General features: G+C 59.6%; 7 protein-coding genes. 2 read left to right on the forward strand and 5 right to left on the reverse strand.

Going from position 1 to position 12,941, the window contains the following annotated elements:
- Positions 1 to 20 precede the first annotated feature (20 nt).
- Entirely contained in the window at positions 21 to 1,283 is a 1,263-nt protein-coding gene (locus J1902_RS01290; protein WP_207614374.1) for a flavin-containing monooxygenase, read from the forward strand.
- Positions 1,284 to 1,336: 53 nt separating this feature from the next.
- Positions 1,337 to 1,654, forward strand: coding sequence for a hypothetical protein (locus J1902_RS01295; RefSeq protein ID WP_207614375.1), 318 nt, complete (start codon positions 1,337 to 1,339; stop codon positions 1,652 to 1,654).
- A gap of 170 nt (positions 1,655 to 1,824) precedes the next feature.
- Here J1902_RS01295 and J1902_RS01300 read toward each other — a convergent pair whose 3' ends face one another.
- The 5 genes from J1902_RS01300 to J1902_RS01320 form a co-directional block, all read right to left on the reverse strand.
- Positions 1,825 to 2,235 carry a very short patch repair endonuclease gene (locus J1902_RS01300; protein WP_207614376.1) on the reverse strand — a complete coding sequence of 137 codons (411 nt, stop codon included), beginning with the start codon at positions 2,233 to 2,235 and terminating at the stop codon, positions 1,825 to 1,827.
- A gap of 114 nt (positions 2,236 to 2,349) precedes the next feature.
- Complete coding sequence (locus J1902_RS01305) at positions 2,350 to 3,762, reverse strand: DNA cytosine methyltransferase (protein ID WP_207614377.1); 1,413 nt, start codon at positions 3,760 to 3,762, stop codon at positions 2,350 to 2,352.
- Positions 3,763 to 3,823: 61 nt separating this feature from the next.
- Positions 3,824 to 9,058 (reverse strand): ATP-binding protein, encoded by a 5,235-nt coding sequence (locus J1902_RS19775; RefSeq protein WP_207614378.1) that lies wholly within the window; start codon positions 9,056 to 9,058, stop codon positions 3,824 to 3,826.
- 355 nt (positions 9,059 to 9,413) lie between these two features.
- A complete protein-coding gene (locus J1902_RS01315) occupies positions 9,414 to 10,829 on the reverse strand; it encodes a hypothetical protein (protein WP_207614379.1) in 1,416 nt (471 codons plus the stop codon).
- The gene (locus J1902_RS01320; protein WP_207614380.1) at positions 10,829 to 12,619 is read right to left on the reverse strand and encodes a hypothetical protein; all 1,791 of its coding nucleotides are present in this window, start codon (positions 12,617 to 12,619) and stop codon (positions 10,829 to 10,831) included. The genes J1902_RS01315 and J1902_RS01320 overlap by 1 nt, the downstream gene beginning before the upstream one ends.
- Between the last annotated feature and the right edge of the window lie 322 nt (positions 12,620 to 12,941).

Here is a 12,941-nt window from a genome sequence, read left to right on the forward strand (position 1 = left end):
GAGGCGTAGAGTCTTTGTCCATGGAACCCCTTCGGGCCATGGACACCCTCGTCATCGGCGGCGGCCAAGCGGGACTTGCGACGAGCTACTGGCTCGGCCGGGCCGGCGTCGGGCATGTTGTGCTGGAACGGCGCCCCGCGATGGGTGGTGCGTTCCAGGACCGCTGGGACGGGTTCTTCATGAACACGCCCAACTTCACGCTGGACCTGCCGGGGATGCCGTATGACGGGCCGGAGCCGGAGGCGTTCATGCCGCGCGATGCCGTAGTGGAGCTCTTCCGGCGGTACGTGCAGGTGATCGGCGCGCCGGTCCGCACGGGCGTGGACGTGACGCGGGTAGCGGCGTCGCCGCCGGGCGGCTTCAGCGTTGAGACGTCGCAGGGGACGTGGCGGGCGCGGAACGTGGTGCTGGCGAGCGGCGCCTACCAGGTGCCCAAAATCCCGCCCCTGGCCGCCGGCATTCCAGCGAACATCGTCCAGCGTCACACGCACCACTACCGCAATCCGGGGCAGCTGCCGGACGGTGTCGTGCTGATCGTGGGGACGGGGCAGTCGGGCGGGCAGATCGCCGAGGAACTGCACGCGGCCGGCCGCGAGGTGCACCTGGCGGTGTCCACGTGCCCCGAGGCGCCGCGCCGGTACCGCGGCCGCGACCTCATCTATTGGATGCTGGAGGTCGCCAAGCACGGGCCCGAGCTCGGGGTGAACGCCCTCACCCGGGAGCAGCTGCCCTCGCCCGCCGCGCGCTTCGCGTGCAACCCCCTGCTCTCCGGCACCGACGGCGGCCACGACCTCCACCTCCGGGATCTGGGCCGCCGCGGCATGCACCTGCACGGTCACCTTGAAGCAGCCGACGACGGCGAGCTCACCTTCAGCGACGACCTCCCCGAACGCTTGGCTGCCGTTGAGGCCGGGTTCAGCCAGCGGGTGGGGCGGGCGATCGACGCGTACATTGCGGCCGCCGGGATCGACGCGCCCGAGGAGGCAGTCTCGCCGGTTGATGACTGGCTGCCGGATGAGCCTGTTCGGCTGAATCTGGCTGATGCCGGCATCACGTCCGTGCTGTGGGCCACGGGCTACCGGCTGGACCTGGGCTTCGTGGACATCCCCGTGCTGGACGAATGGGGCTACCCCCGGCACGTCGGCGGCGTCACGGAGGTTCCAGGGCTGTATGCAGTGGGGCTGCCGTGGCTGACCAGGCACTACTCCTCGCTGGTGGGCGGCGTGGGGATCGATGCGGAGTACGTGGCGGGGCGGATTGCTGAGGGTGAGCGTGGGTGTTGATCTCTCCCCGTGGAGACCGGGACGCTGTCCGGCGAGCGCGGGATAATGGATTCATGACCGATCAGGATCATGACCTTTGGGCTGAGTTCGACAATCTCAAGCCCGCGGGCCCGGACCGCGTGGAGGGGTACCCCGGCGGTGAGCCCCAGGGCTTTGGCTTCCGCACGGGCGTGCGCAGCGCCAGGGTGGCCCTCGGCTTCGCCATCTATGCCCTGGCCCTTGGAACGACGCCCGTCCTGATCGGCGCGATCGTGTTCGCCGGCCAGGGCGAGTGGCTGCTGCTCGGACTGTTGGTGCTGATCGAGGCCGTATTCGTCTATGGCTTCAGGCAGTTGCTGCGGCAGGCGCGGAACCGGCGGGCGGGGCTGTAAGGGACAGAGGCGCAACGTGAAGCAGGCACCGGAGATCAACGAAGTTCATCCAAATTGATCAACTTCCATAGTGGTCCGTGACCCTGCTTTTCGTTCGCGTTCCCCTTCGGTTGGGCTAACAAATCTGCCTTTCTCAAGACTTTTGTCGACCGTTGAACGTCATCAGTCATTCAATCGTCCAAGAAGAGCCTGACATGACGGACGAGGTCCTCGCCGGCCAACACTTCACATTCCCAAACGTCTAGGTAGCCCCAACCCTGATCAACCAACTGGACGCGCTGCTTGGCGTCCCGTTCCTGATTTTGCAGTCGCTTTTCAGCCCAGAACTCAGTGTTGCTTTTCGGTAGGCGTGATCCCACCGGACAGTCATGCCCGTGCCAAAAGCACCCGTTGACAAAGATGACCTTCCTGCGCCCGGCGAATACTAAGTCTGGCTTTCCGGGCAACCGGCGATCGTGGAGGCGGTACCGAAGCCCGTCGCGATGCAAAATTCGCCGTAACATGATCTCTGGCTTTGTATCCTTGGAACGGATTTTTGCCATGTGGGCACTTCGCTGTTCAGGGCTCATGAAGTCAGCCATGTCTAAATTTTAGTTCCGCTCCGACCACACGCGGACGCTGTAGCTGGCGGTTGACCAGACAGGCCAGTGGCCGCGCCCTCCCGTGACGCTGAAGCTGGACGATAATCCGGGCAGCTATTCAGACGCCTTGATTCCCCGATACTCTGCCAGCAGCCCCGAGAGTAGGCCGCCCACTGCAAACGATTGCCATGGTGATACCGCATTCCCCACCTGGGTGTACTGGGGTACTTCCAACTTCCGCCGATGCGCGCCAGTCGTTTCCCTACCGAGAAACTCGAATGAATCAGGAAAGCCTTGGAAACGCGCAAGCTCTCGAACCGTAAAGATCCGGGACTGCATGGGATGAACATAGTCGTCCGGCAGGGTCACGACGGTTCGGCTCGGTTCGCTGGCACTGAGCACCTTCTGACTGTGCTTCCGCGTAATAAGCTCAACACCGAGTTCCACCAGCTCGTCCAAGGAGCGGATAGTCCTTGCAGCTGGAGGCCGCGTCGAACACTGGAGATCCAGCGGAAACTCGACATTCGCCAATGCACGCTTCGCAGTCGATTTCTGACCCTCCGGGTCCAAGGAGCTCATTTGGCTGAGCAGCCTCTGGTCAATGCCATAACTGTGCAACATCCGATAGAACGAGAACCTCGTAACCACAATATCCGTGTGGCGTCTGGGCGTCTGGTTCGGGGGGTCCGTTGAAATTTCACGGCGTTTGGGACGTACGGCCTCCTCCGCTTGCCTCAGTCCGGCTAGGTACTCCCCGTTCCTGCCGGCGTCCGCAGCCTCCCAACCGCCTAGATCGGAGATGGCATCACGGATAGAGAATGCACGACCCGACATGGTGGTGGGAACAGGCGCTAGGGGCGGGACATCGCCCACAAGATCCACGAAGTCTGATTTCCAAATCCCAGGCGTCGCCAATATCCGTAGTTTTTTCGCAACGTCGCTCCGAAGCGCAATTAGCATGAGTCTGGGACGGAACTGGGGGGCTCCGTAGTGGACAGCATTCACACGAACGGCTTGCACAACGTATCCAGATCCGATGTTGGTCAGGGCGGCCTGCAGCTGGGAAAAAGAGGACTCTTCGCCCTTCACGAAGCTCTGGCTCATGCCAACAACGTTCTCAATTACGACCGCTTTGGGCTCGGTACGTTCCACGAAGTCAAGGTATTCCCAGGCAAGGCGGTTCCGTAAGTCGTCCTTACGCCTACGACCGGCCAGAGAGAACCCTTGGCAAGGAGGCCCGCCAACCACGGCATCGAGATCCCGTTCTTTGAATCTCTCGATGAGGTCCCTATCGGCGAGCACGTTGGCCAGCTCAGTCACCAACACCTTGCCTTCGAACTGACGTCGGAGGCTGCGCTGCAGGTACTGCTGCCAGACACGCAGATCGGCCGCATCCGCGACATAGTTATGGAAAAAGGTTCGAGCGGCCATATCTGACTTCTCAACGGCCGCGACAAGGTCGCCCCCCGCCCGTTCCATGCCCAACGAGAGACCACCACAACCCGAGAACAGGTCAACGAACTTCATCACTGATACATTGTGCCAGAGCTACCCCTTCCTTGGGCACGGCGCAGCGTTCCTCTACTTGTCAAAGCCCGTACCGCTCATAGTAGGGCACCACACGAACGAACCGGCCTTCGTCATACCCTAGGGATTTGTAAAAGACCTGGTGTTGGCGCAGTTCGGGGATGCGTCTGGGTACATCCTGTGAAAGGTCAGGCAGGCCCAGGGAAGCAAGCTCCCGTCCGCTTACCGATGGCACCTTGTGGATGAACCACGTCCGTAGTGGCTGTCCGTAGTTCTCGCGGCCTTCCTTGAAGTGCGACAGATATTGGGACGCCAACATCACTCCATATCCGAACTGCCGACCCTGCAGCATCAGATCCATGAGGACCTGGAAGTCGTAGCGCATGATGTTGACTGCCTCGTCAACCAAAAGAAACGACTTCAAATATCGCAGCTGGTTGGGAGCGACCCCCTGAAACGGCGGCTTCTTCGTCCTCAGCATGTTGTCGTAATACAGGTTCAAGAACAGGGCGACAAGGGCGTTCTTGGCGCTTTGGTCCTGCCCCAGCCGGTCCAGCGCGACAATCAGCACTTTGCCTTCGAGCAGTTCCCCAAACGGCTTTAGAACTCCCCTGTCGGCGCTGAAGATCTGGCTAAGAACAAAGCTGTCGAGTATGGATGACACGGAATCTGGATTGCCCGACTTCTCCAGGTACGCAACCCTCACCTCCGCGAGTGTTGGTGGCCTATTGTCGTTCTGCTGATAGAGCTCCCTGACGGCCTCGTTCAAGAGGCTAGCTTGGACCGGACCCACGCCCCTGTAGATCTTCCGGAGCACGTCCACGAAGGCCGCCGCCTGTTGGTAGGGCAACTTTGAATGCTCGCCGGTCACCGGCATGAAAATGTTCACTGGTATCTGGTGTGGTTCCAAGACAACACCGCCGACTCGACTTACGAACTCTTCCTTCTGGAAGTCCCCCTTGTAATCGAAAATCAGCATGGACGTCGATTCAGAAGGCTGCTTTTCGCGGGCCTGCTCCCGGATCTGGGAGATCAGCGCCTTAACCAGTTCGGTCTTACCCGTTCCCAAATCACCGACGATTCCGACATTCATTTGATTGAGGTTCGTTGTGCTTGGCCAAAAATCAACTTCAGTTTTGCCAACAGAACCCAAGAGGCTGCCAACCTTGATGCGGACCCCATCCCCGGCAATACCGGCACGGTAGTCCGCCTCCACGTCAACGGGCAGGCCTGGTTCTGACCCGTCAGTCTCGGACTCGGTTTCAGCATCAACCCTGAAGGATCCAGGTGGTTCCTGCTGGCCTCTGGTGCTGACGGGCTCTGCCTCCGGATCGGCCGCATCGTGGCCTGCGGCTCGTGCCTGCCTGTCATCCGGATCGATCGGGTCTTCATCCGAACTGCCCTGCGCGGGAAGATCCTCATTGGCTGGTTCGGCCGCAGACCAGTCGACCAGATCGCACCAGCCCTCGATAACCGCGCGCTGATCGACTGTGTCCAAACCCTCAAATACTGTCGCGGTATCGGCGATCAACGCCCCAACTTGGAATTCCTCGCTGCCGACCTTGCCAGCATAGAAGGCGTCACCCGTGGACGTCGTCGCGCCATGTTGCAGGTACGTGAGGAGCGGCCTACCTACGCGGACTTTCATTTGGCCATCCACCAAGGCCGATAAACGGCTGGCGAAGTCTTTCGGTGAACCGGCAAGAATATGGTTGAGGCGCGCCGCTGTCTCCACCAGTGTGGCCAAGCTGTTCATCCAGATCACTCTGTCGGCGCCCACAACTTCAGCAGCCCTGTGCTCAATGCCTTTCAAAAGGCGATGGCTGGCTTCAAGCTGCGCAAGAGGTTCCTTTAACGCCGCCGAGTCTGGGCTTGGAAGTGTGGAACCGATCGATTCACCTTTGAGGCCGTAGCATTTGATCTCTACCGGAGAAAGGACAATCTGGTTTTCGTCCATCTCTATGAAAAGCAAGTCAGCTCTACGCTGGTGCAGGCCATGGTTCGCCTGACCAGAAAGAGTGCGCAGGAAGTAGTCGGCGGCATCAATCGGAAGAACGAATCGGTTGGTTGTCCCGGAAGCCGCCCTGTCGAAAAGGCCAAATGTGAGGAAGAATCCGAGTGCGCCTGCCACATGCGTGCCGCCCATGGAGAGCAGCGAGGATAAGCCAACTCCACGGCTGCCAAGTCTCGACATGACTAAAGCTTTGAGGGCAGACGAATTCTCTTGCCCGGTCGCTTTCGTCAGGAGACTTTCAAGTTGATGCCCAAAGCTATCTGGGACTTTGGCGATGGCTACAAAGGGACGCCGTTCCATAAATGGAACATCCGCGGAGCGCTCGAAGACCGGCGGACGCCACTCCCACAGCATGCGCGCACCTTCACCGTGCGCATCCATCAGCTCAGCCATGATCGCGGGACTGAGAAACGACTCTCCCATCACTGTCCAGTCTGCCGTTACGTCCGCTACATCACGTCGCATCATCCCGGCTTCAACGACAGGAGCAGAATCGTCGGACTCACACGCTTCGAGGGCGCGGCTAAAGGAGACCCACCCCATTTCGCCGGGAACCGCAGGATGGCTCAGGCTCAGCCGCCTCTCCGTCAGCCGATTCAGGTTGCTTTCGAATCGCCGAAGGGGCACGTTTCCCAGCACACCGTGGGCCTGCCCACCGTCCCCCACTCGGACCGTTGTGCCTGAGTCTTGCAGTAGCCGTATGTTGCACCAGACCTTTGAACCCGGGCGTGGGGCGTACCGGGACCAGGTCAACAGCATGTCGCGGTTGTCACGAACTAGCCTCGTGACCGCGTCCCGGGGAACAGGGCCCTCGCGCATCACGGAGTCGAGCACCCTTACGCCGCCCACCAGCCGCCCAGTCTCGTCCTTGCCCCATTCCTCCGCGACGGCTAGGACCGAGTCATCGATTTCGGTGAGGCGTATCTGACGGTCATGAGCGTGCAAGTCCACTGTCAGTGTCGTGATGTGGGGATGCATCCTGCGGAAGGATCTCAGAGCCGCATCAACCGCTGTTGCGTTAAGTCCACTTACTGCCGTTCCCGGTGTTACGGCATTTCCAATCCGATCCGGCGGAGATAGCCGCCGGGGCCTTGACTTACCGGGAGGCAGCATCATGGACCAGCCCAGGAATATTTGGTCCTCCCCGGAGTCCGTGGGAACCGCTAGCATCCGTCCAGAGCTTGACTCGCCAGGGCCAACGAGTGGGAGGTTCCAGCCTTCGATCGAGCCTGCATGTTGCACTGAGTTCTCGGCTTCGAAAAGTACATGCTCGGCACCAGCTAGCCATGTCAGCCTTAGAGGATGGAGGGGGCTCAGGAGCACTGCCTGACAACCTTCGTCGCCTCTGACATCCCAAACGCTGACTGACATCGGATAAGCCGCCCAGAAGACGTTCTCGTCCCTTCCTGTTGCGCGGGCAGCGTCAACGAGTTGCGTGTAGGCATCCAAGTATTCCCCCAAGGCCGCGGAGCCCCAGAGAGATCGCCAGGACGTCCGCGATGGCCATTCAAAATCAACTCCCTCACCGCGTACGTCCTGCCTCAGGAGAAGGTCACCCAGATTCAGGGCCCGAAATGCGTCTCGGAACCTTTCCGCCTCGGCGCCATTTACAAAGTCTTGTTCCAGCTCAAAGTAGCTAACCCTATCCAGAGCAATTCGCGCGGCATCCGGCATCAGAATTGAGCCGCGGTCCTGGGGTCGCGCGTCCGCGACGCGCGTCGACTCATTGCTCGGCATCATGATGTGGCCAAGCGCCGCGATGATGGAATCGTCCCCTGCAACTAGACGACTGGCATAGAACGCTTCAGCCTGCCCTCGGACTGATCCCTCGGTTGCTAGTTTGGGCCTGTCGGGGACGACTTGCTGCTTGACTGCAGCAGCCAGGAGCGCGGACTGGTGGCCCCCTCCTGCTGCGACAGGCCTCACACGGAAAGTAGTGCCACTGGCCACGAATTCGTTGTCGCCTGTGGGCGCAAAACGTAGTGGGAATAGCCCCGCGAGCACGGGATGACCCTTAAGCACGACACCGTCCAAGAGCGGTTGCTCCGCGGCATCAGCGTGCCAAAGCATCGCTTGGTAACCACCCGGAACGTCCGGAAGTTCCTCCGCGAAGTCCTGTTCTCGCTCATCGGGGTTGGCGGACGGGATCCAATCCGTTGGCCCAAGGTACGAGATTTTCCCGAGGGCACCCGACTTCTTGAACGGAGCTGCCACCAGGAAAGTCTGCATGCCGGAAAAGACATACCCCTTAGCGGTCAGGTCGCTCCGGACCCAGGGCGCTAGCGAATCGTTCGTCGACAGCGAAACCTTGAGTGAGACCAGCCGAAATGGCGCTGCGCTGCGTCCGTTTCCGCGCGGTTTGACGAATCGGCCAACGGCAAGCAGGCTGCCGTCTTCTGCCAATTCCACGTTCCCCACCCAATTTGCGATGTTTGCAGGCAAAATTTGAATGGTCAGCCGAGAGGAGCGAACGACATCTTGTCCGATGCGCTCCAAAGTTGGAATTCGAATCGTCAAGAGCTCGGATTGGAGCTGCCGCCCACCAGCAGAACCATCCGAAGACAAAGGAATGAGGAAGGGACTTTCTGGGAGCTCAGGATCAAGCATGAGTGACCCTCCACCCACCAACGAAATATCAATCGCCAAGGAACCGATATCTTCGCGGGCAGGACTCCTAAACTGTGTCTCGGTCAATTCCGAGAAGCGCTCTATGTTCTCCGGGGAAGCTCCGATTACATCGACCAATCCCAACCATGCGTTGCCCTCACGGGACACCGCCTCATCCAGGTCGTCAATAGCGAAATCCTCGAGGGCGTGTTTTCCCCCGACCGCTTTTACTTCTGGACGAGTAGCCAGCTGTCCCGCGCTCATCCGGAAGGTTTCCTCGTCGCCCCAGCACTCTGATAGGGAATCCCCCAGCGCTGCTGCCGCAGAAGCCGAGGTCACGAACGATCTTGCCATTGCCGAAGTTGGTCTGGGCAGCGCGAAACAGGCATACACATACCTGGCTAAGGCCTCCGATAGCTCCAGAGCTGAACCAGTCGCCCTTAAGTGGTTCAGTATTACCAGCAGGTTGCTGATTCCGCGGTCGACATGCGCAAACCAGGCCGCGTTCCAGCTCCGTCCACTGTCCGCTGACCGCGAATGAACAGTCGAAAGCGTGGAGAGGCAGGAGGAAACCATTTCGGAGCAGCGTTCCCGTTGGCTGTCACTCAGCCCTTCCAGCCCCAGCTCTCGGACAAGTTCATGGACAATCTGGTTTGACAGTTCGAGGACAGCCACTGCGCCTTCTGCCTGCTCCGGGAAGCTCTGGCCGAAGACCTCGCGGAAAACTTGAACGAACGATGAAAGGTCGGGTTGGCGCCCATACACGACCGCCAAATGATCGCCCTGGCGGTACTGAATGGTGTGCTGGGGGATTACCCGCGGACAGTTCACATCGTCAAGCGAGGGTTTCCCTGCTGTGACTAGAAGGGCGAATGGCGGTGTCGTCGGCCGGGCCGTGTTGGCCGAGCGAACAATCTCCTCGGCTATCTCGCTCCCGATTCCCTCCGGTAGGTGAACGTGGACGAGGCCGTTGGTTGTTGCAAGGGCACGTCCGAGGACTTTGCCCAATGAAATCGACGCCATGATTCTCCTAGAAAGCGCTCTCGACAATAACTGCGTGGTCAGCGTCTGCGCTGCCGCGCGCCATTCCGGCCCGCTCAAGCAACGACACGAGGTCGCCAAGCTCAGGCCGCATCCCTAATATCGTTAGGTCGCGCAATACGTCGCCGACGTTGCACTGAGACCCTGGCGTCCCGCAGGTGAGACTGGCAACAACTGCAATCCACTCTGTGCCCGGATCGATTACGAGGTACCGGCGTCCACGGGTTTTTAGAATCCCGTAGTAGTCAGTGAAAGGTCCACTCGATTCGCGGACCTGCAGGCCATATTTGACGGTCTCCCAGACAAGTTTTCCGGCTTCCTTCTTGTCCGCAACCTCGGCTGCCAATGAGCGCCTGAAGTCACTTTCGGCGGCGCTGCGCAGGAATTCCATGGCGTCCTGCTGCCCCCCAAGTTCATTCAACCGCTCCTTGAGGCTCTTCCTGATCCTTTCACCTCGCGAAATGCGCCATTTGATAGTGGATCCAACATCGCGCACGGATATGGAGGATCGGCTCGATTGCCAAGGCAGCGGCGACCTTACCGTGGTTCGCAATTCTTGAAATGTTTCAGGTACTGAGTCCTGAATTATGGCGGCGCCCAGCGCCTCGTACCACGCATATTCCCATAGGAATCCGAGTCCCATTGCGAGTCGCAGGACAGTGGTTGCCCAGTCGACCCAGACTCGAGCCGGAAGCGCCTCGACCCATTCTTTCGAGGTCAGGGCCGCCCACGACTTGGCAAACCACTCATAGGGGGTTTCTGGATAGAACCCACACCAATCGACGCTGTCTTCAGCAATGGGGAATGATCCACGTCGCGTGCATCGATCTTCGAAGACCGTCGACATCATGGACGCATCAATCGCGTTCAACAGTGGGTCCAGCTCTAGCCGCCGGTCCGCGGCACGCAGCCATAGCTGTGTAGCGGACACCGCCGGTCCCCCGGGGGCATGCCCAACGGTGAAGAGGCTTTCAATGATGGACGCAAAGTCGGGTGGCCCCTTCTTCACCAAGACACCACGTGGATCCTGCATCAGCGCAAGGGCAGGCGTCATCGGACTAGAGGGTTGGTTTCCCGTTTTTTCGATTCGAATGCCCATGACGCTGGATGCAACAGCCTCACCCAAAACAAGATCTGAAGCAGCGGTGTTCAAGGATAGTTTCTTGAGCCCATGTCCAAGCGATTCCGCGGCAGTGCCTTGTGGCTTCGTCGGCCGGAGCGAAAGGTACTGCGTCTCCTTAGCATCGGCCTTGTACATCAGGCCGACAGGCTTACTCACATCTGCGTCTGATGCGATCTCGTAGGCACGCCAAGCAAGTGCCGAAAGCAAGGCCTCGGGCACCGAAAAGTATTCGGGCCGATTAAACGGGAGCAAGAGATGTTTTGCTTCGGCAACCCTGTCCATCAAGACTCCTTCATGTACCGCTGGGTTATTTGGACTTCACGGTCGCCATCGGCAAGGCAGAACTCTGCCCCGTGTAGGTGAGACGACAGAAGCCGGGATGCGCGAACACGTTCCAAACGGGGTGCGGTGACATCAATGAGATCAGTCACGCCTATGTGGTCGTCTACGCAAGCCAAGGCCTCCCGTATCAACGGAAAGTCCAAAGACACTTTGCTCATAGTCGTTCCGTCCGTCGCGATCACCAGAAGGACTTGCTCACCCTGTCCTTTCCTGTCCGTGGAAAGTTCTGGTTCCCTGACGCGAACAGCGAGCTTCGGCGTCGCCGTTCGTCCGGTAATTGGTTCTGTCCGACTGTCGAATAGCGGAAGTAGCGACGAGCCAGATTCAGTAGGATTCCGCTTGGGCCGGATGAGGGTACGCAGCGGAGATTTCAGGTCATCCGGAAGGTGCGGGGACTGCGCCCAGGTCCTGATCAGCATGTCTACCTCACGCCGAAACGCACTGATCCCGTGAGACACAGCGTAAAGGCGCGTTAGGTAGGCTCCATACCAGCCAATGGCCTCCAATCGCTTCTCATCTTTGAGATGTTGCAACTGCAGTAATTGACCGAAGCTTTCGTCGAGACGCCAGTCAAAGTCCGTCACGACAGCATGCAATGGACCGTCTTCGAGTGCCGAATCAAGCAAGCTCTGTAGCGGCGTACCTTCCGAGGCATGAACGGCGAAAGCGTCAGAGATACGGGTAGCCCACCCTTGGTCCGGAGCATCAGGGTTCGATCCTGGTACGGCATCGCTTACTGGGTCTGCCGGAATGAGTAGCTTCAGGACGGGATCCCGCATTGAACCCTCCGGTGCTATGGATCGCTTCCCAGCACCAAATATGCTCTGGTTGAACCTAAGTCCGGACAAGATTCGCATGCGTTCAAAATCATCCTCCGCCCCCAACCCTGATGGCTGGTTCGCCATTACCCACTCGCCCAGACGTTCTCGAGGGATTCGGGATGGTGCATCACCAACCAAGGCGCGCGTCAGGAATCCCCACAGTTCCCGATAGGTCATGCGGGTTGCCGACATTAGCTCAGCGCTTCGGGCAATGGTCAACAGCCCTGAACGCACCAGCGGAGAACGGAGTGACTGCAAGTTAGCTGCCAGAGGGTCAACTAGAACCCCACGCGCCTGTTCTGCGGTGTCGTATCCCCAGTCTTCGACCGCCTTCAAGACGTTTACTAGCAAGTCGGCTGCCGGAGTGTGCGACGCTTCCATTTCTGGCCGCTGCGTAAGGGGAGCAATTCGATACTCCTCGGCGGACACTCTGGAGTCGGCACCGATGCTGATGCCCGGGCGTTCCTCGAATAGAGAGCATTCGTCAACGAACACTGCCACAATGTTGGCGATGTGCTCACCCTCGTAGCTCAGCCTGACAGATCGAACAAAGTCCTGCCCGGCGACGCCAGATAGTTGCCAGGACGACTGGGCTGGGTCCGTCAGCGGGGAGCCGTACAGCCAGCGCACCAGTACATCTCCCGCGGTCCAGTCCCCTGAATCACGGAGCCGAGACTCCGACATTTCCTCAACCAGTACGCCTCGATTTACGCAGGCCATCAAATTGCGCGGACGGAAAGGGACAGTCCCCTCCATGCAGATGCCGACGACGCGATTTATGTCGGCCATTAGTGGTGCCCGATTGGAACCATCAAGGTTTATTGTGGCGTCGTTCACGACGACGACATCGGACAGCGTCCCCTCGTAGTCGTAAATTCGATGCGCCAGTCCTTCTTCGAGCTCGCTCATTAGGCGCATACCCTGTACCACATGGGCCGTGGCATGAGACTTGCCCGCTCCGGGGCCTCCAACTAGGAACAGGAATCGGGGAGGTTGCCCAGCAGATATGCCTGCCTTCAGCCACTCACACGCCTCTTCCACACCGGCCGGACGCAGCGAAGTCGGCCAAGATGAATCCACAGGGTGGTCCGGTCGTGCCGCGACGTCGGTTCCCCCCGTCGCCCGATCCCACAGCCCGACAAGGCCATCCCAAGAATTTCCGTTATTCGTTTCTGGGGTTGATGCAGACAACGGGCCTCTTTCGTTGAAGGCTGCGGCGGACTGCGCAGCG

Source organism: Arthrobacter cavernae (assembly GCF_017368795.1).
Taxonomy (GTDB): domain Bacteria; phylum Actinomycetota; class Actinomycetes; order Actinomycetales; family Micrococcaceae; genus Arthrobacter; species Arthrobacter cavernae.

Excerpts from the sequence above, each read along its gene's own strand:
- J1902_RS01295 (WP_207614375.1), top strand. The coding sequence starts at position 1,337 with ATGACCGATCAGGATCATGACCTTTGGGCTGAGTTCGACAATCTCAAG.
- J1902_RS01315 (WP_207614379.1), bottom strand. The coding sequence starts at position 10,829 with ATGGACAGGGTTGCCGAAGCAAAACATCTCTTGCTCCCGTTTAATCGG.
- J1902_RS01300 (WP_207614376.1), bottom strand. The coding sequence starts at position 2,235 with ATGGCTGACTTCATGAGCCCTGAACAGCGAAGTGCCCACATGGCAAAA.
- J1902_RS01290 (WP_207614374.1), top strand. The coding sequence starts at position 21 with ATGGAACCCCTTCGGGCCATGGACACCCTCGTCATCGGCGGCGGCCAA.
- J1902_RS01305 (WP_207614377.1), bottom strand. The coding sequence starts at position 3,762 with ATGAAGTTCGTTGACCTGTTCTCGGGTTGTGGTGGTCTCTCGTTGGGC.
- J1902_RS01320 (WP_207614380.1), bottom strand. The coding sequence starts at position 12,619 with ATGAGCGAGCTCGAAGAAGGACTGGCGCATCGAATTTACGACTACGAG.